Genomic DNA, 25014 nt, shown 5'->3' with positions numbered 1-25014 from the left:
AAGTAGGGCACGGCGTCACTCCGATTCGAGCATCGTCTTGAGCAACGGAATCGTGATGGCGCGCTGGGTGCGCAAGGCAAACGCGTCGAGCTGGTCCAGCAGCTGCATGAGGCTGCCCAGGTCGCGCGAAAAGCGGTTGAGCATGTAATCCATGACTTCATCGCCCAGAAACACGCCGCGGGCGTCGGCCTCCTGGCGCAGCACAGCGCGGCGCTCGGCCTCGCCCAGCAGCTGCAGCTGGAACACATGGCCCCAGCCCAGGCGGCTGCGCAGGTCGTCGCGCAGCGGCAGGTCGGCGGGGGGCAGATCGCCCGCAGCCAGCACCCAGCGCTGGCTGCCGCTGGCGGGGCTGATGGCGTTGACGAACCAGTTGAAGGCGGTGGCCTGCTGGGCGGTGCTGTACAGGTGCACGTCGTCCATGACGACGGCGGCCCAGCTTTCATCAAAATCCGGCGGCTCGGCCACCGAGGGGTCGAGCCAGCCCACGCTGGAGCCCTGCTCGCGCAGGGCCTGGCGCACGGCCTGCAGCAAATGGGTCTTGCCGCTGCCCGGTTCGCCCCACAGGTAGGTGGGGACCGGGGAACGGGTGGCTTCGCTGCTGCCTGCCCCGGCGGCCAGGCGCAGGTGCTGCAGCGCGGCCTCATTGGGTCCGGGGAAAAAACGCTCCAGAGTCGGCCCGGTGGCCAGGCCGATGTCCAGCGCCAGTTGCTTCATCGTCATGCGCGGCACCCGCACAGCGCAGGCTGAACCGTGGCGGAAGGTGCGGAAGCGGCGGTCAGGAAGAGGGTCAGCAGCGGCATCACAAGTGGGTGGGAAGGCACCGGGCCGTCGATGACTCCGGCCAGGCGCGGCGACAAAGTGGCGTACGGCGCGTGGTCACCGACCGGCTCCCTGGCAGGGGCTGGGCGACAATGGCCGCGATTTTAGTCTGCTGCCAGCCGCCGCTCGGCCTCACCCTCGCCTGCCTTGCACCATGACAGCTCCTGCCTCCCCCGCCAAGCGTCTGCCCGCGAGCATCTGGGCGCTGGGCTTCGTCAGTCTGCTGATGGACGTGTCGTCCGAGATGATCCACAGCCTGCTGCCCGTGTTCCTGGTCACCTCGCTGGGGGTCAGCATGCTGGCCGTGGGCCTCATCGAGGGCGCAGCCGAGGCCACGGCGCTGGTTCTGAAAGTTTTCTCGGGCGTACTGAGCGACTGGTGGGGGCGGCGCAAGCCGCTGGCGGTGCTGGGCTACGGGCTCGGGGCGCTGTCCAAGCCGCTGTTTGCCATCGCGCCCACCGTGGGCCTGGTGGTCACGGCGCGCCTCATCGACCGCGTGGGCAAGGGCATCCGCGGCGCGCCGCGCGATGCGCTGGTGGCCGACCTGGCGCCGCCCGGCATGCGGGGCGCGGCGTTCGGGCTGCGGCAGTCGCTGGACACCGTGGGCGCGTTTCTGGGCCCCTTGCTCGCCATGGGGCTGATGCTGCTGTGGGCCAATGACTTCCGCGCCGTGTTCTGGGTGGCGGTGATTCCGGCCGCCCTGTGTGTGGCCCTGCTGCTGGTGGGCGTGCAAGAGCCCGAACGCACCGCCTGCGCCGTGCGCACCAACCCCATCCGCCGCGAGAACCTGCGACGCCTGGGTGGCGCCTACTGGGGGGTGGTGGCCTTGGGCGCCGTGTTCACGCTGGCCCGCTTTAGCGAGGCGTTTCTGGTGCTGCGCGTGCAGCAGGGCGGCCTGTCCCTGGCCTGGACGCCCCTGGTGCTGGTGCTGATGAACGTGGTGTTTGCGCTGGGTGCCTATCCGCTGGGCAAACTGGCAGACAGCACCCGCCACACCACGCTGCTGGCCTGGGGGCTAGTGGTGCTGATTGCGGCCGATGCGCTGCTGGCCTTCAGCGACCGGGGCGCCGTTGCCTGGCTGGGCATTGCGCTGTGGGGCCTGCACATGGCCATGACGCAGGGGCTGCTGGCCACGATGGTGGCCGACACCGCACCGGCCGACCTACGGGGCACGGCGTTTGGCATGTTCAACCTGGTCAGCGGTGTGGCGCTGCTGGTGGCCAGCGGCCTGGCGGGCCTGCTGTGGGACCGGCTGGGCGCCAGCGCCGCGTTTGGCGCCGGAATGCTGTTTGCCACGCTGGCGCTGGCCGGCGTGCTGGTGCAATCTACCTGGCACGGTCGCACCCCAAAGCCCCCTGCCACACAGGGGTAAGAGCCTGTTCAAGGTCTTTTTGGAGTCGCACAAGTACCTTGCCGGGATGGGGTGCAAGGCGCGGGGCGCAGCCAATAGCCTGTGCTATTGGCAAGTGCCGCAACGCCGCAAACCGCCCGGCAAGGCACTTGCCCGAAGGGTTGGAGTGAAATCGGGCGATTGGACGCCCCGGCTGCTTGCATGGGCATGAGCCCATGCGGCGCATCCGAAGCATCCACTCATCCCGATTGCACTCCAATGCGATCTCCAAAAAGACCTTGAACAGGCTCTGTGCCGGGGCGCCGAGGCGTGCCCCTTAAAATCCCCGGATTCCAGCCCGCCCGGCGGGCCTACCAGCACCACACCATCCATGAGCTCTTCTGCCCCCTCCACCCCCATCTCCTACAAAGACGCCGGCGTTGACATCGACGCGGGCGACGCCCTGGTCGAGCGCATCAAGCCGCTGGCCAAGAAGACCATGCGCGAAGGTGTGCTGGCGGGCATCGGCGGCTTTGGCGCGCTGTTTGAGGTGCCCAAGCGCTACCAGGAGCCCGTGCTGGTCTCCGGCACCGATGGCGTGGGCACCAAGCTCAAGCTGGCGTTTGAATGGAACATGCACGACACCGTGGGCATCGACCTGGTGGCCATGAGCGTGAACGATGTGCTGGTGCAGGGCGCCGAGCCCCTGTTCTTCCTGGACTACTTCGCCTGCGGCAAGCTCGACGTGGACACGGCCGCCGCCGTGGTCGGCGGCATTGCCAAGGGCTGCGAGCTCTCGGGCTGCGCCCTGATCGGTGGCGAAACCGCCGAAATGCCCGGCATGTACCCGGCGGGTGAATACGACCTGGCCGGCTTTGCCGTGGGCGCGGTCGAAAAATCCAAGATCCTGACCGGCAAGGACGTGGCCCCTGGCGACGTAGTGCTGGGCCTGGCCAGCCACGGCGTGCACTCCAACGGCTTCTCGCTGGTGCGCAAGTGCATTGACCGCGCTGAAAGCCAGGGCGCCGTGCCCGCCACGCTGGACGGCAAGCCCTTCAAGCAGGCCATCATGGAACCCACCCGTCTGTACGTGAAAAACGTGCTGGCCGCGCTGGCTGCTCACCCCATCAAGGCCCTGGCCCACATCACTGGCGGCGGCCTGCTGGAGAACATCCCCCGCGTGTTGCCCGAGGGCACCGCCGCCCACCTCAAGAAGGGCAGCTGGCCCCAGACAGAGCTGTTCGCCTGGCTGCAAAAGACCGCCGGCATCGACGACATCGAGATGAACCGCACCTTCAACAACGGCATCGGCATGGTGGTGGTGGTGGATGCGGCCAACGCCGAAGCCACGGCCGCCACGCTGCGCGCTGCGGGCGAGCAGGTGTATGCGATTGGCACGATCGCCGCGCGTGGCGAAGGCGCCTCCGTGGTGGTGGCCTGATACCCGACCTGGAACACTGCCCCCTTACCGCGCATGGCGCAGCGCCCCGCTCCGGCACCCGCCCACTCAGCGCAGACTGAGCCCACGCCCACCACCCTGCCGCCGCGCGCCCTGAGCCAGAGCATCGTGGTGGCCAGCTACTTGCTGGTGGCCGCTGCGCTGCTGCTGGTGATGTGGCGCGGCCTGCTGCCCGGGCTGCTGTGCGTGTGCCTGGGCTTTTTGCTGACCCGCGCGCTCACGGGCTGGTTTGCCGCAGGGCTGGGCCGCGTTCAGCGCCAGGTCACGCCGTCCGCCACCCACCTGCGCGTGGCGCAGGTCACGGCGGCTGGCCTGGTGATGCTGCTGCCGCTGGCACTGCTGGCGGTGGGCTTCACGCATTCGCGCGGCTATCTCGTTAGCGCACCGCAGCAGTACCAGGAACTGCTCACCTACATGGCCCGCACGGTGCTGGAGCTGCGCCTGAAGCTGCCCGCCGACATGGCCGCCCACCTGCCCGAGGGCGTGGCGGACATCCAGCGCATCATTGCCAGCTACCTGGGCGCCAAGGCCGGTGCGCTGGCCATGGCAGGGCGGGCGTGGCTGGCCGGTGTGCTGTTTGCCTACGTGGGCCTGCTCATTGGCGCGCTGGCTGCGGTGCGTCCGCCGGTGCTGGCGCGCGGCCCGCTGGCCCAGCAGCTCAAGCTGCGCATCACGCTGTTCGGCGAGGCGTTCCGCCAGATCGTGGCGGCGCAGTTCTGGATCGCGGCCTTCAACACCCTGCTCACCGCCCTGTTTCTGCTGTTTGTGCTGCCGATCTGGGGGCTGCAGCTGCCCTACACGCCGGTGCTGATCACCTTCACCTTCGTGGCCGGGCTGGTGCCCATCGTGGGCAACCTGGTGTGCAACGTGGTGATCACCATCGTGGGGCTGTCGGTGTCGCCGCTCGCGGCCGCCGCCTGCCTGGGCTTCCTGATCCTGATCCACAAGGCCGAATATGTGATCAACGCCAAGGTGGTGGGCCGCCGCACCCAGATGGGTGTGTGGGAGCTGCTGTCCGTCATGTTCGTAGCCGAGGCCGTGTTTGGCCCTGCGGGGCTGGTGGCGGCGCCGCTGTTCTACGCCTACCTCAAGAAGGAACTGGTGGCCGCTCGGCTGGTGTGACCCCGAGGTTGCGCCCCCTGCCCAGGAGGCACCCCATGGCTTTTTCAGTCATCTTTTGATAGCAGCTAGCGCAATATGCACGAGCGCTTGCGGCCATTTTCTTGGCTATTTTCCGAATTGCCGGGCCACAAAGGCCCAGATGAGCGCCGACGCATCCGGACCGGCCGGGTCGCTGTAGGGCAACTGGGCGGTGCCGCCGCTCCAGGCATGGGCCAGCCCGACCACTTCGCGCAGGGCGACCATGGTGCGCCCGCGGGCCTTGAATTCGGTCACCCGCATGGGGTAGCGCTGGCCCCGCTGCAAGGTGCGGATGGCACCCGCCCGCGCGCCCAGCGCATCGGCCCACAACTGAGCGGTGGCTGCAGCATTGCGCACCGACACCACACCATCGGCATCGCCATGCAGGATCAACAGAGGGGGCAAGGCCGCAGGGGCGCCAACGGGTAGCACCGGGGTGGCTGCAGCGGTAGCCGCAGGGAGGTCGGGCAGATGGGCTTCGCGGCGGCCATGCATGGCGGCCAGGGCGGTGGCAGCCGATTCGGCCGTGCCGGGCGCCACGCCGGAATGCATGGCCACGGCGCAGAACCGGTTAGGGAACAGCGCCGCCATCAGCACTGCCATGCTGGCGCCTGCCGACAGCCCGGCCACCGCCACCCGCGCAGGGTCCACCGGCAGGCGGCGCGCCACCTTGTCCACGGCGGCCAGCAGCGTGGCGGCTTCGGCCTCGGCGCGGCCATTGCGGCGTTCAAACCAGTTCCAGCAGCCCTGGGCGTTGGCCACGCGCTCCTGCTCGGGATACAGCACCACGAACCGATGGCGCGCCGCCAGCCGGTTCATGCGCGACACGGCGGCAATGTCCCGCCCCGTCTGGCCGCAGCCGTGCAGCATGACCAGCAGCGGCAGCTTTTCGCCCGGACGCAGGGCCAGCCCGGTGGACACATACGCATGAAACCGCCGCGCCCCCGCCGGGCCGGGCGCAACGCCGGAGATCCACTCGCCCCGCACCGGCACCGGCTTGCCGGCCGAGCGCGGCGCACGGGCCGTGGAGGGCCCTTTGGCCACCGCCACCTTGCGCGGCGCCGCCCGCAGCTTGGACGCCGCCTTGGCCCGCACCGGCTGGGTGGTGGCCCGCGCAACCCGCGCGAAAGCCTTGAGATTGCGCTGGTAGGCCCGCGCCAGGGACGACAGCGAGAACAGGCGGGAGCGGCGGGGCATAGGCAGGTGGTCTTGCAGGCGATGTCGAAAACACAGGGAAAACCCTAGTCACCTTAACAGCTTCCTGCCTGGAATAGATGTCGCTACTTTTTTAATAGCTATAGAAGCATGATTCACGGGCGCCTACCAACGATTTGGCCTCAAAACCTCCTGGTATGGCATCCCCAGCGCATGAAAGGCGCCTGCACGCACAGCCAGGTCTGTCCACCCGCAAAATGATGATGGCTTAAATTGATCGAATCCTGTCTCCGTCGGTTCGGACCTCGCGCCTTTGAACAACGAACATAGGCACATCCCAACCACTTCCTTTGAAAGCGCATCATGAAAACCTGTCTGATAGTGATCGATGTCCAGGAATCGTTCCGCCACCGCCCTTTTTTCACCGAACACGACCTGCCCGCCTACCTGCAGGCGCAGAACGCGCTGATCGACGGGAGTGTGGCGCGGGGCATCCCGGTGCTGCGCGTGTTCCATAGCGAAGGCCCGGAGGTCACCGAGAACCCGTTCTCGCAGGCCTCGGGCCAGGTGCGCGCGCTTGACGGTCTGGCGCCTTTTGAGGCGGCGGCCACCTTCACCAAGTCGCGCCACAGCGCACTGGTGGGCACGGGCCTCGATGTGTGGCTCACGCGCCATGGCATCCAGCGCCTCATCATCAGCGGCATTCGCACTGAACAGTGCTGCGAAACCACCACGCGCCACGCCTCGGACCTGGGCTGGAATGTGGACTACGTGACCGATGCCACCCTGACCTGGGACATGGTGCAGCCCGACGGCCAGGTGCTGGCCGCAGCCGACATCAAGACCCGCACCGCCACCGTGCTGCAGGGCCGCTTTGCAACGCTGTGCACCGTGCAGCAGGCTCTGGACCGGGCAGCCGCATGAGCGCCGCGCCGGGCCGCCCCAAGCAAGCTCGCACCGCAGGCGAAGCCGAAGGTGCACCAGTGAGCACGCAGCCGTTGCAGGTCGCGATCCTGGTGTTCGACGACGTGGAGGCCCTGGACCTGGGCGGGCCCTACGAGGTCTTCACCACCGCCAGCCGCATGCACCAGCGGCAGCACCCGGAGGCTGCCGCACCGTTTGTGGTGCAGTGCGTAGCCCGCAGCATGGCCCCGGTGCGCGCCCGCGCGGGCCTGCGCGTGTTGCCCGATGCGGACTTTGCCTGCGCCACCGTGCCCGACGTGCTCATCGTGCCCGGCGGCGTGGTCGATGCCGCTGCCGCCTGCCCCGCCACCCGCGCCTGGGTGGTCCAGGCTGCTGGGGCCGCGCAGATCACGGCCTCGGTGTGCACGGGGGCCTTCATCCTGGCCGCAGCCGGTGTGCTGACCGAAGGCCCGGCCACCACGCACTGGGAGGATATTGCGGACCTGCGCACGCAGTACCCCGCGCTCAACGTGCGGGAGAATGTGCGCTGGGTGGACCGGGGTGCGCTGGTCACATCGGCCGGCATCAGCGCGGGCATCGACATGAGCCTGCATATGGTCACCCGGCTGCTGGGCGCGGCGCTGTCCGAGCGCACGGCCCGCCAGATGGACACGCCCTGGAACCCTCAGCCATGACACGCTTTTAGCCAATCAACGCCATCGATGCAGAACCCGACCTCCTCCTCCATCCACGTCTATTTCGCCCTGCTGCCGGGTAGCCTGGTGCTGGACTGGGCCGGCCCGGCCGAAGCACTGCGCATCGCCAACCAGGCCTTGGTAGGCCGGGGCCAGCCCGAGCGGTTTGTGCAGCATTTCGTGAGCCCCACCCCGCAATCCATGACTTCGGTGGGCGCCGTGCTGACAGGGCTGGAGCCGCTGCCTACCACCCTGCCCACGCCCGCCTGGGTAGTGCTGGTGGGACTGGCCGGCCAACACATTGACGTGGAGAGCGATGCGGCCCGCGCGCTGCTGCACTGGCTGCGCGGCCTGCGGCCCGTGGCCGGGCAGCTGGATCTGGTCACCGTGTGCGCGGGCTCGGTGCTGGCCGCCCACGCCGGCCTGCTGACAGGGCGCCGCGCCACCACGCACCACCAGCACCTGGACGAGCTGGCCGCCGTGGACCCGCGCTGCGACGTGGTGGCCAACCGTGTGTTTGTGGCCGATGGCGCGGTGTACAGCAGCGCGGGTGTGACCACCGGCATCGACCTGCTGCTGCACCGCATCTCGGACACCTGCGGCCCTGCGCTGGCAGCGCAGGTAGCGCAGGCCATGGTGGTGGCGCTGCGCCGCGGGCCCAACGACCCCGAGTTTTCGCCGTTCTTGCACCACCGCAACCACCTGCACCCGGCCCTGCACCGCGTGCAGGACGCCGTGGGCCAGCAGCCCCAGGCCGACTGGAGCGTGCCGCAGATGGCCGAGGTGGCACACACCTCGCCACGGCACCTGACGCGGCTGTTTCTGGAACATGCGGGCATCGCCCCGCTGCAGTACCTGCGCCGCATTCGCCTGGCCACGGCCGAGGCCGCGCTGCGCTCGGGCCAGAACGTGACGCAGGCCGCGCTGATGGCGGGCTTCAGCTCTGACACGCAGCTGCGCCGGGCCTGGCACCAGTTCGGGCGCGGCGGCACGCCGTCGCTGGGCAGCGCGCGCAGCCATTGATCGGTCACGCACACGAGACGGACATCGATGACCCGTCGCCGTGCAAATCAAACGGCACCGGCCGATAATCGGTGCGCTTTGCCGCACCACCCACCCGGGCCGCCACCATGCAAGAACCACCCCGCCCCGCCGACGAGCCCGACCGCCTGCAGGCCCTGCGCCAGTTGCTGATTCTGGACACACCGCCCGAGGAGCGGTTCGACCGCCTGACCGCGTTTGCCGCACAAGAGTTTGATGTGCCCACGGCGCTGCTCTCACTGATCGACGACGACCGCCAGTGGTTCAAGTCGCGGGTGGGCATGGACCAGTGCGAGACAGCACGCGGCATCTCGTTCTGCGGCCACGCCATCCTGCAGGACGACATCATGGTGGTGCCCGATGTGAACCAGGACGAGCGCTTCATCGGCAACCCGCTGGTGACGGGTGAACCTCACATCCAGTTCTATGCAGGCGCTCCGCTCAAGCTGCCCAATGGGCACAACGTGGGCACGCTGTGCCTGATCGACAACAAACCGCGCACCCTGGACGACATCGATCTGGCCATCCTCGGCTCCCTGCGCGATCTGGCGGTGGAAGAGCTGGTGCGGCGCGAACAGGGAGCGCCCGCCCCATGAGCGACCGCAGCCCCCAGGACATCCTGTTGGTAGAACCCAGTTCGCTGACCGGCAGCATCATCGTGGCCACGGCCCGCCAGCTGAACCTGCCCGTGGTGCGGCAGGTGAACAGCGTGCGCATGGCCCAGCAGCGGCTGAGCCATGAGAGCTATGCGGGCGTGATCGTCTCGCTGGACGAGCAAGAGCAGGAGGCCGTCGCCCTGCTGGAGCAGGTGCGCAACGATGCGCTGGCCGTCAGTGCCGATGTGCCAGTGGCCGTGACCACCACACAGGTGGATGCGTCCACCGCCGTGAAAATGAAGGCGCTGCAGGTGCGGCGTGTGCTGATCAAGCCCTTCAAGGTGCGGGACGTGATCGCCACCATTGCCCTGCTGAAGGACAGATAACCGCGCAGCGCGCCGGGTACCTCAGTAGATCTCTGGCACGTACATGCTGGCAGGCACGGGCTGGCGCAGGTATTCGGGGTTGCGCACGCGATCGGGCAGCACCACGGGCGGGTGCGGCACCTCCTGGTAAGGCAGCTGCGACAGCAGGTGGGCAATGCAGTTCAGGCGCGCCTTTTTCTTGTCCACCGCCTGCACCACCCACCAGGGCGCCTCGGGGATGTGGGTGCGCTCCAGCATGGTCTCCTTGGCCTTGGTGTAAGCCTCCCAGCGCACGCGGCTTTCCAGGTCCATAGGACTGAGCTTCCATTGCTTGAGCGGGTCGTGGATGCGACCCAGAAAGCGCAGGTGCTGCTCTTCGTCGGTGATGGAGAACCAGTATTTGACGAGCGTGATGCCCGAGCGCACCAGCATCTTTTCAAACTCGGGCACGGTGCGGAAGAACTCTTCGTATTCGTCGTCAGTGCAAAAGCCCATCACCCGCTCAACGCCCGCGCGGTTGTACCAGCTGCGGTCAAACAGCACCATCTCGCCCGCCGCAGGCAGGTGCGCTACATAGCGCTGAAAGTACCACTGCGTGCGCTCACGGTCATTGGGCGCTGGTAGTGCGGCCACGCGGGCCACGCGCGGGTTCAGCCGCTGGGTGATGCGCTTGATGACGCCACCCTTGCCTGCGGCATCGCGCCCCTCGAACAGGATCACCACCTTCTGGCGGCTGTGCTGCACCCAGTCCTGCAGCTTGACCAGCTCGCCCTGCAGGCGAAACAAGTCCTTGAAGTACTGCTGGCGCGCCAGCTTGTCGCCGGGGCTGGGGGCGCCGATGTCATCGACCTCGCGGTCTTCGATCTCCAGTTCCAGCTCTTCGTCATAGCTGTCAATCAGGTCGTTGGCGATGCGTTGCATCAGCTCCTGCGTGTCGAGGGCGTTATTATAGAACATGGGCAAGCATCCGGCGGTAGTGCAAAACAGATGCGCAATGGTGGTCGGCTGCGGTGACAACGCCGTGACACTGGCGTGATCTGTCACGACACTGTCATGCCCAGAGGCCAGCATGCGAGGCCGTGCCGCCCGCAGACCACACCCCCCTTTTGTCCGCCCCCCTCACCGCCAGCGCCAGCCAGAACTACGGCGGAGATGCCGCCGGGCTGATCTGCGGCTACCTGCTGGGCACCGACACCCCGCCGCACGAGGTGGATTCGGCCCAGGCCGCGCAATGGCTGGCCAGCCTGCAGGCGGGCGCAGCGCCGCCAGGCCAGTTCCTGTGGTTGCACTTCAACCTGAGCCACGCGCAGGCCGTGCGATGGATGGAGCGTCACGCAGCCCTGCCTGCGGCTTTTTTTGACGCCCTCAAGGACCGCTCGGTCTCCACCCGCATCGAGCGCGACGATGACACGCTGATTGCCGTGCTCAACGACGCCCACTTTGACTTTGCGTTCGAGCCCTCAGACATTGCCACCCTGTGGACCAGCGTGGCGCCCCATCTGATGGTGACGGGCCGCACGCGCCCACTGCGGTCGGTGGACGCATTGCGCACCGCTGTGCGCAGCGGCAACGCGCCCTGCTCCAGCGTAGCGCTGCTGGCCGAGCTGATGCGCACCCAGGCCTCGGGCCTGGTGGACATCGTGCGGGGCGTGACACAACGCATCGACGATGTGGAAGACGCGCTGCTGGCTGGCCGCCTGGACCACAAGCGCGCTCGGCTGGGTGTGTTGCGGCGCCTGTTGGTGCGCCTTCAGCGGCTGCTGGCGCCCGAGCCGGCGGCGCTGTTTCGCCTGCTGCAACACCCGCCTGCCTGGATGGGCGCCGACGACGCGCAGGAGCTGCGCGATTCGACCGAGGAGTTTTCGGTGGTGCTGCGCGACATGCAAGGCCTGCAGGAGCGCATCAAGCTGCTGCAGGAAGAAATTGCCGCCAGCGTGCAGGAGGCCAACAGCCGCAGCCTGTTTGTGTTGACGGTGGTGACGGTGCTGGCTCTGCCCATCAACATTCTGGCTGGCCTGTTCGGCATGAATGTGGGCGGCGTGCCGCTGGCGGACAACGGCCACGGCTTCTGGATCATCGTGGCCGTGGTGGCGGCCTTCACGGCCGTGGCGGGCTGGCTGGCCCTGCGAGGCACGGGCGACGCGTAGCCGCCAACGCAGGGCCTCTACAATCGCGCCCCTTGCCCAGATCCCCGGACCGCCTGCACCATGAACATCGTCGTCAACGAAGAACTCAAAGCCTACATCGAACCCCTGACCCCCGACGAACATGACGCGCTGGAACGCAGCATCCTGGCCGAGGGCTGCCGCGACGCGCTGGTGCTGTGGGGCGATGTGCTGGTAGACGGCCACAACCGCTATGGCATCTGCCAAAAGCATGGCCTGCCGTTCCAGACCGTGCAGAACCCGCGCTTTCAGTCGATGGAGGACGTGCACCTCTGGATGATCGACCAGCACCTGGGCCGCCGCAGCGTGTCGGACTTCCAGCGCGGCGTGCTCGCGCTGCGCAAGCGCGAGATCATGGCCGAGCGCAAGGCGCGCGCAGCCACCTCCACAGAGACCGCCGAAGCCGCTCCCACCGCTGACGCTTCCGAGGCCGCAGCCGCCCTGCCCGCCCCCGACCCGCTGAACAGCCGCGAGGCCATTGCCAAGGCTGCACGCCTAAGCAGCAGCCAAGTGGTGATGATCGAAAAAATCCAGAAGCAGGCCGCGCCCGAGCTGGTAGCCGCCGTCAAGTCCGGCACCATCTCCATCAACGCTGCGGCCGCTGTGGCCACCCTGCCCGCCGAGGAACAGGTGGCGGCCGCTGTGGCCGGCAAGGACGAACTCAAGCAGGCAGCGAAGCGGGTGCGCGAACTCAACAAGCGCAAGCCGCGCGAGGAGGCTCCGTCAGAAGACAAAGCTACAGCGGAACCGGCCGCCGGTGCCGAGGCCAATACTGACGAGTTGCACACGCTGCGCATCCGCGTGGCCGAGCTGACGGCTGAGAACACCGAACTGCGCCGGCAGGTGGCGCAATTGCAGGCGGCCCTGCCCGCAGACAGCACCCCGTTCTGAAACTGTTTTTGACGCCCGCCGCCGGGAATCACCCGTTGGCGTTGCGCAGGGCGCTCAGCCGGTCGGCGATGAGGTCGATGTCGAGCCCGTCTTCGCTGTGGGCCAGATAGGCCTCCAGGTCGGCCACGGCCTCGGCTGTGTTGCCGCGCTCGGCATGCGCGAGGCCCCGGTCGCGCCGCTCGCCCCAGGCCTGGGGCAACAGGACGATCAGCCGGTCCAGCACGGCAATCAGCCGCTGCCAGTCCTGCTGCGTACGGTGCACCTCCTTGAGGTTGCGCAGCATGCGCGCAATGATGTCGCGCGGCGTGGCCGCCTGCAGATACAGGCCGAGTGGCACGTCGTAGTCGTCCACCAGACCGTTGCGGCGCTTGTAGGGTTCCAGCCGCTCGGCCAGCTCCTCGCGGCTGAGTGACTGGCCCGAGATCGGGTCCAGCACCACCTGGCCCTTGGGCAGCAGCACCTTGACCATGAAGTGCCCCGGGAACGCAATGCCCCGCGCGTGCAGGCCCAGCCCCTGTGCCAGCTCCATCCACAGCACGGCCAGGCTGATGGGAATGCCCCGGCGCGTGCGCAGCACGGCGTTGAGGTAGCTGTTTTCGGGGTCGTAGTAGTTGTTGATGTTGCCGCCAAAACCCAGGTCGGCAAAAAAGAACTGGTTGAGCGTGCGCAGCCGCTGCAGCGCGGGCGCGTCGGCAGGCAGGCGGCGCTTGATGCGGGCCTGCAGCTGATCCACGTCGCCCAGCAGTTGCTGCACGTCGAACTCGGGGTACTCATCCTGCGCAAGGCTGGCGGCGGCCTCAAGCAGCGGAAAGTGGTCGTCGCTTTGCACCAACGATGCAAAGTACTCCAGCGAGGTGGGCACGGAAAGGCTCAGGGACATGGCAGCTTTGTACGGGGCCGTCGCCATGGCGTCAAGCCACAGAAGGACGGGCTTTGCAGGGTATTTCGGGGGCCAGATCTGCCACTGCCGCTCAGCGGCGCAGCAACTGGCGCAGCTTCAGGCCAGCCGCCCACAGGGCGCCGAAGTACAGCACCGCTGCGGCCACCATCATGGCGGCCAGCAGGCCAATGCGCTGCAGGCGCTGTGCCTTCATTTCCACCCAATCAAAATGCTGGGCACCCCACGCCAGCAGCACGGCCAGCAAGGCACTGGCCGCCACCACCTGCAGGGCAAACCGCCCCCAACCCGGCAGGGGCCGGTAGCTGCCACGCCGCAGCAGGCCCACCAACAGCCAGGTGGCGTTGATGATCGCCCCTACCCCGATGGACAGCGTCAGCGCCGCGTGCTGCAAGTAAGGCACCAGCACAAAGTTCATCATCTGCGTGAGCGCCAGCACCGCCACCGCAATCAGCATGGGGGTGCGCATGTCGTGCTTGGCAAAGTAGCCAGGCGCCAGCACCTTGATGGCCACGATACCCACAATGCCCACCCCATAGCCCGCGAGGGCCAGGGTGGTCTGCTGCACATCCCGGTCGGCAAAAGCGCCGTAGTGGTACAGCACGGCCACCAGCGGTTTGGCAAACACCAGCAGCGCCACCATGCAGGGCACCGACAGCACCACCACCAGCCGCAACCCCCAGTCGAGCATGGCCGAATAGCGTTCGTCGTCTTGCTTGGCGCGGGCGCTGGCCAGTTGCGGCATCAGCACCACGCCCAGCGCCACGCCCAGCAAGGCGGTGGGCAGCTCCATCAGGCGGTCGGCATAGGTGATCCAGCTCACGCTGCCGGTGGCCAGGTGCGAGGCAATCTGTGTATTGATGAGCAGGGACACCTGCGCCACGCTCACCCCCAGCAAGGCGGGCAGCATCAGGCGCGCCACCTTGCGGGTGGTGGGGTCGGCCCAGGCCGCACGGATGGCAGCCCAGCGCACGCCAATGCGGGGCAGCAGCCCCAGGCGCAGTAGCGCAGGCACCTGGATGGCCAGTTGCAGCAGGCCGCCCAGCATCACGCCCGCTGCCTGGGCATAGATGGGCTCGATGCCGTGGCGTGCAAACAAGGGCGCGCCCAACGTGATGGACAGGATGAGGGCGATGTTGAGCAGCACCGGCGACGCGGCGGGCACCGCAAACTTCTTCCAAGTATTGAGAATGCCCCCGGCCAGCGCCACCAGAGACATGAAGCCGATGTAGGGGAACATCCAGCGCGTCATCGTGACGGCGGCGTCAAAGCCTTGGGGGGACTGCTTCATGCCGCTGGCCATGGCCCACACCATCCAGGGCGCGCCCAGCACACCGGCGATGCAGAGCAGCACCAGCGTCCAGGCCAGCAAGGTGCCCACATGGTCGATCAGCGCCTTGGCGCCGTCGTCGCCATCTTCGGCCCGGGTGGCGGCCAGCACCGGCACAAAGGCCTGGCTGAAGGCGCCCTCGCCCAGCACCCGGCGGAACAGGTTGGGAATGCGGAACGCCACATTGAAGGCGTCCGTCATGGCGCTGACCCCAAAGACGGAGGCCATGAGCAACTCGCGCACCAGCCCCGTGATGCGGGAGACGAGGGTCAACAGGGAAACGGTGGAGGCGGCTTTGAACAGTGACACCGGCGGGAGTGTATGCGCTTGCAGGCGCGCACTTTCAGGAGGCAGTGCAGACCAATGAGGCGACAGACGCTTCAAGCGATGATCCTTCATGAGGGTGTGGATCACCCACTGTGAACAGTGCCTGTGAGGCGGGCAGGAAGTGGGGGAGGTGGGCGTGAACCGTTGTCGCAGTGGCGCAACGAAAGGCTCTGGGCTATAATCGCTGGCTTTGCTGGCATCATCCACAGACCCAAGGAACTAAACAATGGCATCCGCAAAACCCAAGAAGAAGAACCCGCGCCTGGCGTCGGGCCGCAAGCGCGTCCGTCAGGACGTCAAGATCAACGCTGCAAACACCTCGCTGCGTTCCAAATACCGTACCGCTGTCAAGAACGTCGAAAAGGCTGTTCTGGCTGGCGACAAGACCAAGGCGACCGAACTGTTCGCCAAGATGCAAGCCGTGGTGGACACCGTGGCTGACAAGGGCATCTTCCACAAGAACAAGGCTGCTCGCGACAAGAGCCGTCTGTCTGCCAAGGTGAAAGCCCTGGCACCCGCAGCCGCTTAATCAATTGACCGCCTGCCCCGGCAGGCAAACAGCCCGAACGGCACCTGCCGTTCGCCGTTTGTAACGGGTGCGCTGCCAGCAAAAAAACGAACAAGCCGCCTTCGGGCGGTTTTTTCGTTGAGGGCTTCCTCACGGCAACCGGCTACATTGCCCCGCAATACCCCCACTCCATGAGGCCCCATGATCCTGCGGCAGAAGTCAGCGTTGGATGGTTTTGCCTACGAGTTTCTGGATGGCACCGAAAGCCTGGTGGTGGGTGGATTCCACTACGCGTGGTTTGCGCAGGCCAAAAATGCCCGGTTGCGCGTCTTCAGCGCCGAAGATGCCGCCAAGGGCGACATTCAGATGACTTTGCACGGCCAGGCCTGGAGGGTGCGGCATTGCTACCTGAGCCGGGGGTACGTCAGCGATATCCGCTACACGCTCGAAACCGCCGACGAATCCATACACGCCCAGGCAGACGTTCTGAGCCAAAACACCGGTCGGCGCCTGCCGCGCATCGTGATGACGCAGCCGGCTGACATCGAGGTCGGGACGTCTTCCGGCTGGCTCACAAAGAACTTCCCCGTCACCCACCTCTCCACCGGACAACCGCTGGGGTGCATCCGGGAGAGGTCGGCCATCACCTTCAAACGGGAGCTTGTGATCGACTTGCCTGGCATGGAACCAGCGGTGGCCGCGTTCCTTGGCATCGTTGCGCTCATCGTGCGCTATTGAGGGGCTCCACGGCGCGCGCAGGCCACCGTCTGCGCCCCGGCAGGCGCACCCTCAGGGCTTTGGAAGCGGGGGAACGTCGGGCAGCAGGCAAGCCTCGGCCACCTGCAGGTTGTTGTCACGGGCGAAATTGATCACGAAGTCCCAGGCCATGGGTTCGTGCCCCTGCAGGTCGCGGTGCACCACCACACATTTCACGCCATTGAGCGTGGTGGGAATGCACCAGGGCGAATAGCTCAAATGGCTGCCCGGCCGGGCTCCACCGGGTCGAAAGCTGCTCATCACCCCGGCCAGCCGCTCGGCCCAGTCGCTGGGACGAAAGGTTTTCCCTTCGTGGGTGATGCCCTGGATGAAGACTTCTTTGGAGGAGGGGGAAACCATCGGGGATTGGAGTGGTAGTGAGGGCACAGACGCAGGATCACTGCATGTTGCACCGCAACGCGACATTCTAACTCTTATATAAGAGCTGGCTCCCTAATCCCTCTGCCGCGCTACACATAGCACCCCAAACTCAGGTAGTGGGCTGCATTGCACTGATGCGCAATCGTCAACAGACCGTCGCCCTGCTCCCCCTAGAATCGTGACTCGTTTTTTCGCCACTGCACCGTCTGGAGATTTCCGCATGACCGCTTTCATTGAGGCCGCTTCGCCCCACGTGATGAACACCTATGGCCGCGTACCCATCGCGCTGGCCCGTGGACAAGGCAGCCGCGTGTGGGACGTGAACGGCAAGGAATACCTGGACGGCCTGGGCGGCATTGCCGTGAACACGCTGGGCCACAACCACGCCAAGCTGGTGCCCGCGCTGCAGGACCAGATCACCAAGCTGATCCACACCTCCAACTACTACCACTCGCCCTTGCAGGAGCAGCTGGCCACCAAGCTGGTGGAGCTGTCGGGCATGCAGAACGTCTTCTTCTGCAACTCGGGCCTGGAGGCCAATGAGGCAGCCCTGAAGATCGCACGCAAGTTCGGCGTGGACAAGGGCATCGCCAAGCCCGAGATCGTGGTGTACGAAAAGGCCTTCCACGGCCGCTCGATTGCCACCATGTCGGCCACCGGCAACCCCAAGATCTACAGCGGCTTCGGCCCGCTGGTCGAGGGCTTCATCCGCGTGCCGCTCAACGACATCGAAGCCATCAAGAAGGCCACCGAAGGCAACCCTAACGTGGTGGCCGTGTTCTTCGAGACCATCCAGGGCGAAGGCGGCATCAACCCCATGCGCGTGGAATACCTGCAGCAGCTGCGCAAGCTGTGCGACGAGCGCGGCTGGCTGATGATGATCGACGAAGTGCAGTGCGGCATGGGCCGCACCGGCAAGTGGTTTGCCCACCAGTGGGCCGGCATCGTGCCCGACGTGATGCCGCTGGCCAAGGGCCTGGGCTCGGGTGTGCCGATTGGCGCGGTGGTGGCGGGCCCCAAGGCCGCCAACGTGCTGCAGCCCGGCAACCACGGCACCACCTTTGGCGGCAACCCGCTGGCCATGCGCGCCGGGGTCGAAACCATCCGCATCATGGAAGAAGACGGCCTGCTGCAAAATGCCACCACGGTGGGCGAGCACCTCAAGGCGGCACTGCAGCGCGAGCTGGGCAGCCTGCCCGGTGTGAAGGAGATCCGGGGCCAGGGCATGATGCTGGGCATTGAGCTGAACAAGCCCTGCGGCGCCCTGATTGGCCGCGCGGCCGAGGCAGGCCTGCTGCTGTCGGTCACGGCCGACACCGTGATCCGCCTGGTGCCCCCGCTGATCCTCACCACCGCCGAAGCCGACGAGATCGTCGCCAAGCTGACCCCGCTGGTCAAAGCCATCCTGGCTGAATGAAGAATAGTCCCACTGCCATGACGACGCTGAAACATTACCTGCAGTTCACCGACCTCTCCGCCGACGAGTACGCCTACCTGTTCGAGCGCGCCGCGCTCATCAAGAAGAAGTTCAAGGCCTACGAAAAGCACCACCCGCTGGTGGACCGCACGCTGGCCATGATCTTCGAGAAGGCCAGCACCCGCACGCGTGTGAGCTTTGAGGCGGGTATGTACCAGCTCGGCGGCAGTGTGGTGCACCTGACCACGGGCGACAGCCAGTTGGGCCGCGCCGAGCCCATCGAGGACAGCGCCAAGGTCATCAGCCGCATGACCGACCTGGTGATGATCCGCACCTACGAGCAGGCCAAGATCGAGCGCTTTGCCGCCAACTCGCGCGTGCCCGTGATCAACGGCCTGACCAACGAGTACCACCCCTGCCAGATCCTGGCGGACATCTTCACCTACATCGAGCACCGTGGCTCCATCCAGGGCAAGACGGTGGCCTGGGTAGGCGATGGCAACAACATGGCCAACACCTGGCTGCAGGCGGCGTCGCTGCTGGGTTTCAAGGTGCATGTGAGCACCCCGCGCGGCTACGAAGTGGACGAGAAATTGGCCGCTGGCGCCCATGGAATCAGCGCTGACAGCTATCAATTCTTTAGCAACCCCATGGAAGCCTGCCGAGGCGCCGACCTGGTCACCACCGATGTGTGGACCAGCATGGGTTACGAAGCCGAGAACGAAGCGCGCAAGAAGGCCTTTGCCGACTGGTGTGTGGACACCGAAATGATGGCCGCCGCCCAGCCCGACGCCCTCTTCATGCACTGCCTGCCCGCACACCGGGGCGAAGAGGTCGAGGCCGACGTGATCGACGGGCCGCAGTCGGTGGTGTGGGATGAAGCGGAAAACAGGATGCACGTGCAGAAGGCCCTGATGGAGTACCTGCTGCTGGGCAAACTGGCCTAAAAGCCCCCATGCCCTGGCGCCGCCAGCCCGCCCACAGCGCCGAATTGCTGGCGCACTGGCAGGCCCTGGGCCAAGCGCTGGGGCGCGACACGCCCGCTTGGCGTGCTGAAGGCCGGCGCCTGCTGCGCAGCTGGGCCCGCTGGCCCCGCGCCTACCACGACACCAGCCACCTGCGGGCCTGCCTGCGGCACCTGCAGACGGTGCAGAACCAGCAGCCCTGCGCGCTCCACAACTCCCATGCTGTGGCCCTCGCCCTGTGGTACCACGACGCCATCTACTGGCCGTGGAGCGGGCACAACGAGGCACACAGCGCCGACTGGGCGCGTCAGTTCCTGCTGGGTCAAGGGCTGCCCACCGCGCTGGCCGATACCGTGCACCAGCATGTGATGGACACCCGCCACACCCCGGGCCCGCTCACCGGCGATGCGTTGTGGGTGGTGGACATCGACCTCGCCATCCTGGGCCAAAACGACACGGTGTACCGGCAGTTCGAACGCAACGTGCGGCGTGAATACTTCTTTGTGCGCTGGCCGCGTTATGTGGCGGGGCGCAGCGCCGTGCTGCAGGGGTTTCTGGACCGCCCGCACATCTACGGCACGGACTACTTTGCGCAGCGCTACGAGGCCCAGGCGCGCGTCAACCTGCAACAGGCGCTGAGCGCGCTGGGCCAAGGCCAGCTGTACCAGTAGGCGATTGGAGCCAAAACGGCCTGTAGCGCTAGTGAATCATTCGCTATTAGCTATCTAAAAGATAGCATTCACTGAGAAGCAGATCCACGACGAACGGGCATTGCTACGGGCTTTGCAGTTGCTGCATCGGATGGCGCCGCGCAACTGCCGCAGCTGCTGCACCCACCATCGCTCGCGCCACAGCCCGGCGACTGGACCAACCCCGGGTGGACCTTGCCCAACCCCTGGCGCCAGCGCCCGGGCAGGTAACGCCAGAGCACATAGAGTGCCGCCGCGAGCACAATCAGACCAACGATGAATTGCTGGGCCATCACAACGTTCCTCCTCAGCCCCCGCCCAGCGCCAGCGCCACGCGGTAGGTCACAAAGCTGGCGGCATACGCCATGGCAAACAGGTACCCCACCATGAGCAGCGGGTAGCGCCAGCCATTGGTCTCACGGCGCACGGCGGCAATGGTGGAGATGCACTGAGGCGCAAACACATACCAGGCCATCAGCGACAGCGCGGTGGCCAGCGACCACGACCCCGCAATCAGCGACCCCAGCTGGCTGGCCACCTCGTCGCCCGTGGCAGACAGCGCGTACACCGTGCCCAATGCGCTCACCGCCACCTCGCGCGCCGCCATGCCGGGCACCAGCGCAATGGCAATCTGCCAGTTGAAGCCAATCGGCGCGACGATGACCTCCAGCAGGCGACCCAGCTGGCCGGCCAGGCTGTAGGTGATGGCGGGCTGCGTGGCGCCTTCTGGCGCGCCGGGGTAGGTGGACAGGAACCACAACAACACGGTGACGGCCAGGATGATGCCGCCCACCCGCTTGATGAAAATCACCGCCCGCTCGTACAGGCCATAGGCCAGGCCCCGCACGCTGGGCCAGCGGTACGCGGGCAGCTCCATCATCAGCGGCGTGGCGCGCGTGTCGCTGCGGGCCAGCTTGGCCACCGCCGCCACGGCCATGGCGCTGGCGATGCCCGCCACATACAGCGCAAAAAGCACCACGCCCTGCAGGTTGAACACCCCCGCCACGGTGCTCTCGGGGATGAAGGCAGCAATCAGTAACGCGTACACCGGCAGGCGCGCCGAGCAGGTCATGAGCGGGGCGATCATGATGGTCACCAGCCGGTCACGCCAGTGCGTGATGGAGCGCGTGGCCATCACGCCGGGCACGGCGCAGGCAAAACTCGACAGCAGCGGAATGAACGAGCGGCCCGACAGGCCCACTGTGCCCATCACGCGGTCCAGCAAGAACGCCGCACGCGGCAGGTAGCCCGAGTCCTCCAGCGCCAGGATGAACAGGAATAGGAACAGGATTTGCGGCAAAAACACCAGCACCCCGCCCGCGCCCGCCAGCACCCCGTCGGTCAGCAGACTGCGCAAGGGGCCGTCGGCCATGTGGGCGTTGACCAAGGCTGCCAGCCAGCCCACGCCATCTTCGATCCACGACTTGGGCAGCTCGGCCCAGCTGAACACCGCCTGGAACATCAGGAACAGCGTGGCCGCCAGGATCAACAGGCCCCACACCGGGTGCAGCACCACCGCATCGATGCGGTCGTCCGTGCGCAGGCTGACCACCGGCACGCGCACGGCCTGGTCCAGAATGCGCCGCACCTCCTGGTGGGTGCGAATGACATCGTTCTGCGCCTCCAGGTCGCTCGCGTCCAGCCGCGCCGCCGCATCGGGCGCCACCACGGGGCGCTGCAGCTGCTGCAGGTTGGCACCATCCAGCCACTGCACCAGCTCCTGCGCGCCGTTGCCGCGCACGCCCACGGTGGCCAGCACGGGCATGCCCAGCTCGCGCGACAGCACCTCGCGGTCAATGGCGATGCCCTGGCGCTCGGCCACGTCCATCATGTTGAGCACCAGCACCATGGGCAGGCCCAGGGCGCGCGCCTCCAGCACCAGGCGCAGGTTCAGGCGCAGGTGGGTGGCATCCGTCACGCACACCAGCACATCGGGCACGGGCTCGCCCGCGCGGCGCCCGCGCACGATGTCGCGGGTGATGGCCTCGTCCACGCTGTGTGCATGCAGGCTGTAGGCGCCCGGCAGGTCCAGCACGCGCACGCGGCGGCCAGCGGTGGTCTGCAGCAGGCCTTCCTTGCGCTCCACCGTCACACCCGCATAGTTGGCCACCTTCTGGCGCGCCCCGGTGAGCAGGTTGAACAGCGCGGTCTTGCCGCAGTTGGGGTTGCCCAGCAGCGCCACGCGCAGGGGCGCATCGGCGGCGTTGGGCTGCACAGTGGCCTGAGCGCTCATGCCAGCTCCTTGGCAGGCAGGGTGGCATCATCCAACGGCTGCACCTGCACCATGGAGGCCTCCTGGCGGCGCAGCGCAAACGTGGCCTGCCCGACGCGCACCGCGATGGGGTCGCCGCCCCAGCCGCCGCGTGCAACCACCTGCACGGTCTCACCGGGCAGAAAGCCGATCTCCAGCAAGCGCAGCAGCGTGCTGTGCTCTTGCGCGTCCTGCGCGGGCAACAAGCCCGTGACCCGGCCCAAGGCGCGGCGCGGCAATTGGTCCAGCCGCGAAGACAGGTTCTGCTGCGTAGGAAGATGCAACCGCGCCGCAGCGCCATCGTCCATGGTTTTCATGGTGACTGGCCTCGATACAAATAATAGTGATTCTCATTCTATCAATATCTGTATCGCAGTGGTCGCCGCCTCAATCTCTCCTTGATGCAGCGCAAGCTGCAATGCGCCCCGCCCCGCCAGGGCAGTCAGTCACATCGCTCAAACCGCTTGCACTCCGCCGTGACGCGGATGGACGTGAGCGTGTTTTCGCCGTCGATGTGCCGGGCAGTGAACTGGACCCAGGCCCCCTGCGGAATGCCGTGCAGCAAGGCAGGGTTGACGACCCGGAAGGTCTGTGTGGTGAACGGCAACTTGGCGCGGGGCAGCAGCTTGAGCCGCACATGCGTGGCGTTGCCGCCCGCATCCGCTTCCACAGACACCACCCGCGCCCGGGTGTAGACCGGAGCCGCAGGGGCGGCATCCTCAGCAACAGCCGAGGCGGCGCCCGCTGGTGCGACGGGCTGGGCACCTGCCGCACCACACACGGCGGCCAAGGCCAGTGCGGTGGCAAACCCGCAGCCGCGCTGCCCCCAGCGGGCAAGCAACCAAGTGACGGCCTGCCCCATCAGAACGCCCACGCGCCCAGCTGGTAGTAGTCAAAACCGCTGGTCCGCCCACCCAGGCATTGGGCGAGGAAGTCCTCGGTCTTGCGGTACATGGTGAGGTTGTTGGGCCAGCGCTGGTTGCCATGGCCATCCCCGGTGAAGGTGACGTAGTCCACCGGCTTGCCCGCCTTGCGCAGGGCCGCCACCATCCATTCGGACTGCTCCAGCTTCACGCGCGGGTCGTTCACGCCGTGCATGATCAGGATGGGCTTTTGCGCATGTTCCGCCCGGTACAGGGGCGACTTCGCGTCCATACGGGCGCGGTCTTCCGGCATGGCCAGGTTGCCCACATAGCGGTGCCACCAGGGCAGGCCCAGCTCCCAGTAGGGCGGTGCGGCCTCCAGCAAGCGCGCGATGTCCGTCACGCCCACCACATCCACGGCGCAGGCAAACACCTCGGGCGTGAAGGTGGCGCCCACCAGGGCCGAATAGCCGCCGTAGCTGGCACCGTAGATCGCCACGCGCTGCGCGTCGGCCACGCCGCGCTCCACCGCCCAGCGCACGCCGTCCACCAGGTCGTCGTGCATGCGGCCCGCGAACTCGCCCCGGGCCTTTTCCATATGGTTGCGGCCGTAGCCGCTGGAGCCCCGGTAGTTGACCTGCAGCACCGCATAGCCCCGGTTGGCCAGAAACTGCTGCATGGCGCGGCTGGTGGCGCCATCGCCCCAGCGGTCACGCGCCCACGGGCCGCCATGCACCAGCAGCACGGTGGGCAGCCGCTGCGGCGCAGCCCCCACGGGCAGCGTGAGGTAGCCGTGGAGGGTGAGACCATCGCGCGCGGTGTAGGTGATGGGCGCGGTAGGGGCCAGGTCCTTGGCAATCAGGCTCAGCCGGTTCTCGCCCAAGAAGCGGGGCTCCTGCCCATCACGCAGCAGGTAGTTGCGCGTGCCCCGGTCGGTGGCCACCGCCACCGTGAGCACCTTGTCGGTCTGGTCCAGGCTGGTCACCAGCACCTCTGCAGGCTTGTCACCGGCCAGCGCAGACAGCCGGGCATCAAGCGCGGAGTCAAACACCTTGCGTGCCGGGTAGCCCGGCATGAAGTACGCCAGCAGCGGCTCGCGGGTGCGGCGGCTCAGCGTCACGTTGTCCAGGTCCACATCGGGCGAGGCAAACCACTCTTCCTCGGTGCCCGTGGTCAGGTCCAGCCGCACCAGCGCCAGCTTGTCGCGCCCCCGGTTCGACAGGGCCCAGGCCTTGCGCCCCTCATCGTGCAGGCCAAAGATGTTCAGCGTGTCCCACCGGCTGCGCTCTGCCACCGTCACCCAACTGCCCGGCTCGGCGCCAGGTCGCTCCAGCAACACCTGTTCGCCCTGGATCCGCGCCCGGGCGCGCAGTTGGCCCGTGGTGTCCACGCCCCACCAGCCCACATTGCCGGGGTTCGTGGCCATGAGCACCGGCGCGCCACCCGCCGGGTTCACGCGGTACAGGTCAAACACTTTCTTGTCGCGCTGGTTGGAGGTGACGATGAAGTCGGACGAGGCATCCACCGCCTCCGCAAAATGCGCCACTGAACGCGGTGCAGGCATCAGCTCGCGCAAGTCGGTACCGGGGCCCTCGACCGCGCCCGCATAGATGCGGGTGTTTTCATCGCCCGTGGGGTCGGCCGTGATGCCGAGCCAGCGGCTGTTGGCACTGAAGCGGATGGCGCGCGCACGGATGCGAAACGCCTTGGCGTCGCCCCCATCGATGGACTGCACCCAGATCGCAGGCACCACGCCGTCGGTGCCAAACCAGGCAATGCGCTTTCCATCGGGCGACACGCGGTAGCCGCCGCTGGACTGGCGGCTGGCCACGAAGTCGCGCACCGGCACCAGGTCGGGCAGTTGCGCCCCGGCCAGCGATGGGTGCGTGGGCCCCGATGCACAGCCCCCCAAAGCCAATGCCGCAGCCAGCGCCGCGCCACCCCACCATCGCCGCATTCCCTCCTGCCTTGTCGTCGATGCCATTGCTTTCTCCCCCATGTGTTGAGCCATTGGATACGCCCATTGTGCAAAGCCCCGCCTTAAGGCCAGCCAAAGGTGCCGCTGCGGCA

The 25014-nt window shown here is 67.0% G+C and carries 25 protein-coding genes; 15 read left to right on the top strand and 10 right to left on the bottom strand.

Features of this window, described 5'->3' with window-relative positions; genetic code table 11:
• Window positions 1-15: 15 nt before the first annotated feature.
• Complete coding sequence (gene hda / locus C8C99_RS02600) at window positions 16-714, bottom strand: DnaA regulatory inactivator Hda (protein WP_108627011.1); 699 nt, start codon at window positions 712-714, stop codon at window positions 16-18.
• A gap of 259 nt (window positions 715-973) precedes the next feature.
• Here hda and C8C99_RS02595 point away from each other — a divergent pair, with 259 nt between their 5' ends.
• The 3 genes from C8C99_RS02595 to C8C99_RS02580 all read left to right on the top strand — a co-directional run bounded on the left by C8C99_RS02595 (window position 974) and on the right by C8C99_RS02580 (window position 4730).
• Window positions 974-2191, top strand: a complete 1218-nt coding sequence (locus tag C8C99_RS02595; RefSeq protein ID WP_108624877.1) for an MFS transporter — start codon at window positions 974-976, stop codon at window positions 2189-2191.
• A gap of 349 nt (window positions 2192-2540) precedes the next feature.
• On the top strand, window positions 2541-3590 hold the full coding sequence (gene purM / locus C8C99_RS02585) for a phosphoribosylformylglycinamidine cyclo-ligase (RefSeq protein WP_108624876.1): 1050 nt from the start codon (window positions 2541-2543) through the stop codon (window positions 3588-3590).
• Between the two features lie 33 nt (window positions 3591-3623).
• Window positions 3624-4730, top strand: coding sequence for an AI-2E family transporter (locus C8C99_RS02580; RefSeq protein ID WP_199226295.1), 1107 nt, complete (start codon window positions 3624-3626; stop codon window positions 4728-4730).
• Between the two features lie 105 nt (window positions 4731-4835).
• On the opposite strand, the gene C8C99_RS02575 is transcribed toward C8C99_RS02580, so the two are convergent.
• On the bottom strand, window positions 4836-5945 hold the full coding sequence (locus C8C99_RS02575; protein WP_108624875.1) for a PHB depolymerase family esterase: 1110 nt from the start codon (window positions 5943-5945) through the stop codon (window positions 4836-4838).
• A gap of 321 nt (window positions 5946-6266) precedes the next feature.
• Between C8C99_RS02575 and C8C99_RS02570 the strand changes: the two genes are divergently transcribed.
• From C8C99_RS02570 to C8C99_RS02550, 5 genes are all read left to right on the top strand, one after another.
• Window positions 6267-6827 carry a cysteine hydrolase family protein gene (locus C8C99_RS02570; RefSeq protein WP_108624874.1) on the top strand — a complete coding sequence of 187 codons (561 nt, stop codon included), beginning with the start codon at window positions 6267-6269 and terminating at the stop codon, window positions 6825-6827.
• A gap of 59 nt (window positions 6828-6886) precedes the next feature.
• Window positions 6887-7501 (top strand): DJ-1/PfpI family protein, encoded by a 615-nt coding sequence (locus C8C99_RS02565; protein WP_108627009.1) that lies wholly within the window; start codon window positions 6887-6889, stop codon window positions 7499-7501.
• 27 nt (window positions 7502-7528) lie between these two features.
• Entirely contained in the window at window positions 7529-8524 is a 996-nt protein-coding gene (locus tag C8C99_RS02560; protein ID WP_108624873.1) for a GlxA family transcriptional regulator, read from the top strand.
• A 107-nt stretch (window positions 8525-8631) separates the two neighbouring features.
• Window positions 8632-9138 carry a GAF domain-containing protein gene (locus C8C99_RS02555; RefSeq protein ID WP_108627008.1) on the top strand — a complete coding sequence of 169 codons (507 nt, stop codon included), beginning with the start codon at window positions 8632-8634 and terminating at the stop codon, window positions 9136-9138.
• Window positions 9135-9524 carry a histidine kinase gene (locus C8C99_RS02550; RefSeq protein WP_056639593.1) on the top strand — a complete coding sequence of 130 codons (390 nt, stop codon included), beginning with the start codon at window positions 9135-9137 and terminating at the stop codon, window positions 9522-9524. The genes C8C99_RS02555 and C8C99_RS02550 overlap by 4 nt, the downstream gene beginning before the upstream one ends.
• Before the next feature lie 21 nt (window positions 9525-9545).
• On the opposite strand, the gene ppk2 is transcribed toward C8C99_RS02550, so the two are convergent.
• Window positions 9546-10460, bottom strand: a complete 915-nt coding sequence (ppk2, locus tag C8C99_RS02545) for a polyphosphate kinase 2 (protein WP_056067080.1) — start codon at window positions 10458-10460, stop codon at window positions 9546-9548.
• Between the two features lie 149 nt (window positions 10461-10609).
• Between ppk2 and C8C99_RS02540 the strand changes: the two genes are divergently transcribed.
• Both C8C99_RS02540 and C8C99_RS02535 read left to right on the top strand, forming a co-directional pair.
• Window positions 10610-11650 carry a transporter gene (locus C8C99_RS02540; RefSeq protein ID WP_108624872.1) on the top strand — a complete coding sequence of 347 codons (1041 nt, stop codon included), beginning with the start codon at window positions 10610-10612 and terminating at the stop codon, window positions 11648-11650.
• Window positions 11651-11710: 60 nt separating this feature from the next.
• Entirely contained in the window at window positions 11711-12559 is an 849-nt protein-coding gene (locus C8C99_RS02535; RefSeq protein WP_108624871.1) for a plasmid replication/partition related protein, read from the top strand.
• Between the two features lie 28 nt (window positions 12560-12587).
• On the opposite strand, the gene C8C99_RS02530 is transcribed toward C8C99_RS02535, so the two are convergent.
• Window positions 12588-13439: a SirB1 family protein gene (locus C8C99_RS02530; protein WP_056639731.1), complete on the bottom strand. Its 852-nt coding sequence runs from the start codon at window positions 13437-13439 to the stop codon at window positions 12588-12590.
• A gap of 91 nt (window positions 13440-13530) precedes the next feature.
• Complete coding sequence (gene murJ / locus C8C99_RS02525; RefSeq protein ID WP_056639601.1) at window positions 13531-15096, bottom strand: murein biosynthesis integral membrane protein MurJ; 1566 nt, start codon at window positions 15094-15096, stop codon at window positions 13531-13533.
• 244 nt (window positions 15097-15340) lie between these two features.
• On the opposite strand from murJ, the gene rpsT reads away from it, so the two are divergent.
• Together rpsT and C8C99_RS02515 are read left to right on the top strand one after the other, a co-directional pair.
• Window positions 15341-15643, top strand: coding sequence for a 30S ribosomal protein S20 (gene rpsT / locus C8C99_RS02520; protein WP_015015385.1), 303 nt, complete (start codon window positions 15341-15343; stop codon window positions 15641-15643).
• 180 nt (window positions 15644-15823) lie between these two features.
• Window positions 15824-16360 carry a hypothetical protein gene (locus C8C99_RS02515; RefSeq protein ID WP_108624870.1) on the top strand — a complete coding sequence of 179 codons (537 nt, stop codon included), beginning with the start codon at window positions 15824-15826 and terminating at the stop codon, window positions 16358-16360.
• A 51-nt stretch (window positions 16361-16411) separates the two neighbouring features.
• Here the strand turns inward: C8C99_RS02515 and C8C99_RS02510 are convergent, their stop codons facing one another.
• Complete coding sequence (locus C8C99_RS02510; RefSeq protein ID WP_056639606.1) at window positions 16412-16738, bottom strand: DUF3579 domain-containing protein; 327 nt, start codon at window positions 16736-16738, stop codon at window positions 16412-16414.
• Between the two features lie 241 nt (window positions 16739-16979).
• On the opposite strand from C8C99_RS02510, the gene C8C99_RS02505 reads away from it, so the two are divergent.
• From C8C99_RS02505 to C8C99_RS02495, 3 genes are read left to right on the top strand one after another with little or no spacing between them, the layout of a single operon-like run.
• Window positions 16980-18176, top strand: coding sequence for an aspartate aminotransferase family protein (locus C8C99_RS02505; protein WP_108624869.1), 1197 nt, complete (start codon window positions 16980-16982; stop codon window positions 18174-18176).
• Between the two features lie 17 nt (window positions 18177-18193).
• Entirely contained in the window at window positions 18194-19123 is a 930-nt protein-coding gene (gene argF / locus C8C99_RS02500) for an ornithine carbamoyltransferase (RefSeq protein WP_108624868.1), read from the top strand.
• Between the two features lie 8 nt (window positions 19124-19131).
• Window positions 19132-19812, top strand: coding sequence for a hypothetical protein (locus C8C99_RS02495; RefSeq protein ID WP_108624867.1), 681 nt, complete (start codon window positions 19132-19134; stop codon window positions 19810-19812).
• A gap of 325 nt (window positions 19813-20137) precedes the next feature.
• On the opposite strand, the gene C8C99_RS02485 is transcribed toward C8C99_RS02495, so the two are convergent.
• The 4 genes from C8C99_RS02485 to C8C99_RS02470 form a co-directional block, all read right to left on the bottom strand.
• On the bottom strand, window positions 20138-22063 hold the full coding sequence (locus tag C8C99_RS02485) for a ferrous iron transporter B (RefSeq protein ID WP_108624865.1): 1926 nt from the start codon (window positions 22061-22063) through the stop codon (window positions 20138-20140).
• Window positions 22060-22389, bottom strand: a complete 330-nt coding sequence (locus C8C99_RS02480; protein ID WP_056639734.1) for a FeoA family protein — start codon at window positions 22387-22389, stop codon at window positions 22060-22062. The genes C8C99_RS02485 and C8C99_RS02480 overlap by 4 nt, the downstream gene beginning before the upstream one ends.
• Window positions 22390-22523: 134 nt before the next feature.
• Window positions 22524-22955 carry a copper-binding protein gene (locus tag C8C99_RS02475; RefSeq protein WP_233247149.1) on the bottom strand — a complete coding sequence of 144 codons (432 nt, stop codon included), beginning with the start codon at window positions 22953-22955 and terminating at the stop codon, window positions 22524-22526.
• Window positions 22943-24928 carry a S9 family peptidase gene (locus tag C8C99_RS02470; RefSeq protein WP_158274152.1) on the bottom strand — a complete coding sequence of 662 codons (1986 nt, stop codon included), beginning with the start codon at window positions 24926-24928 and terminating at the stop codon, window positions 22943-22945. The genes C8C99_RS02475 and C8C99_RS02470 overlap by 13 nt, the downstream gene beginning before the upstream one ends.
• Window positions 24929-25014 lie beyond the last annotated feature (86 nt).

This window comes from Acidovorax sp. 107 (assembly GCF_003058055.1).
Taxonomy (GTDB): Bacteria; Pseudomonadota; Gammaproteobacteria; order Burkholderiales; family Burkholderiaceae_C; genus Acidovorax.
The sequence above is the reverse complement of the archived record's forward strand: the minus strand, read 5'-3'. Positions and strand labels throughout refer to the sequence as shown.

Excerpts from the sequence above, each read along its gene's own strand:
- hda (WP_108627011.1), bottom strand. The coding sequence starts at position 714 with ATGAAGCAACTGGCGCTGGACATCGGCCTGGCCACCGGGCCGACTCTG.
- C8C99_RS02595 (WP_108624877.1), top strand. The coding sequence starts at position 974 with ATGACAGCTCCTGCCTCCCCCGCCAAGCGTCTGCCCGCGAGCATCTGG.
- purM (WP_108624876.1), top strand. The coding sequence starts at position 2,541 with ATGAGCTCTTCTGCCCCCTCCACCCCCATCTCCTACAAAGACGCCGGC.
- C8C99_RS02580 (WP_199226295.1), top strand. The coding sequence starts at position 3,624 with ATGGCGCAGCGCCCCGCTCCGGCACCCGCCCACTCAGCGCAGACTGAG.
- C8C99_RS02575 (WP_108624875.1), bottom strand. The coding sequence starts at position 5,945 with ATGCCCCGCCGCTCCCGCCTGTTCTCGCTGTCGTCCCTGGCGCGGGCC.
- C8C99_RS02570 (WP_108624874.1), top strand. The coding sequence starts at position 6,267 with ATGAAAACCTGTCTGATAGTGATCGATGTCCAGGAATCGTTCCGCCAC.
- C8C99_RS02560 (WP_108624873.1), top strand. The coding sequence starts at position 7,529 with ATGCAGAACCCGACCTCCTCCTCCATCCACGTCTATTTCGCCCTGCTG.
- C8C99_RS02555 (WP_108627008.1), top strand. The coding sequence starts at position 8,632 with ATGCAAGAACCACCCCGCCCCGCCGACGAGCCCGACCGCCTGCAGGCC.
- C8C99_RS02550 (WP_056639593.1), top strand. The coding sequence starts at position 9,135 with ATGAGCGACCGCAGCCCCCAGGACATCCTGTTGGTAGAACCCAGTTCG.
- ppk2 (WP_056067080.1), bottom strand. The coding sequence starts at position 10,460 with ATGTTCTATAATAACGCCCTCGACACGCAGGAGCTGATGCAACGCATC.
- C8C99_RS02535 (WP_108624871.1), top strand. The coding sequence starts at position 11,711 with ATGAACATCGTCGTCAACGAAGAACTCAAAGCCTACATCGAACCCCTG.
- C8C99_RS02530 (WP_056639731.1), bottom strand. The coding sequence starts at position 13,439 with ATGTCCCTGAGCCTTTCCGTGCCCACCTCGCTGGAGTACTTTGCATCG.
- rpsT (WP_015015385.1), top strand. The coding sequence starts at position 15,341 with ATGGCATCCGCAAAACCCAAGAAGAAGAACCCGCGCCTGGCGTCGGGC.
- C8C99_RS02515 (WP_108624870.1), top strand. The coding sequence starts at position 15,824 with ATGATCCTGCGGCAGAAGTCAGCGTTGGATGGTTTTGCCTACGAGTTT.
- C8C99_RS02510 (WP_056639606.1), bottom strand. The coding sequence starts at position 16,738 with ATGGTTTCCCCCTCCTCCAAAGAAGTCTTCATCCAGGGCATCACCCAC.
- C8C99_RS02505 (WP_108624869.1), top strand. The coding sequence starts at position 16,980 with ATGACCGCTTTCATTGAGGCCGCTTCGCCCCACGTGATGAACACCTAT.
- argF (WP_108624868.1), top strand. The coding sequence starts at position 18,194 with ATGACGACGCTGAAACATTACCTGCAGTTCACCGACCTCTCCGCCGAC.
- C8C99_RS02495 (WP_108624867.1), top strand. The coding sequence starts at position 19,132 with ATGCCCTGGCGCCGCCAGCCCGCCCACAGCGCCGAATTGCTGGCGCAC.
- C8C99_RS02485 (WP_108624865.1), bottom strand. The coding sequence starts at position 22,063 with ATGAGCGCTCAGGCCACTGTGCAGCCCAACGCCGCCGATGCGCCCCTG.
- C8C99_RS02480 (WP_056639734.1), bottom strand. The coding sequence starts at position 22,389 with ATGGACGATGGCGCTGCGGCGCGGTTGCATCTTCCTACGCAGCAGAAC.
- C8C99_RS02470 (WP_158274152.1), bottom strand. The coding sequence starts at position 24,928 with ATGGCATCGACGACAAGGCAGGAGGGAATGCGGCGATGGTGGGGTGGC.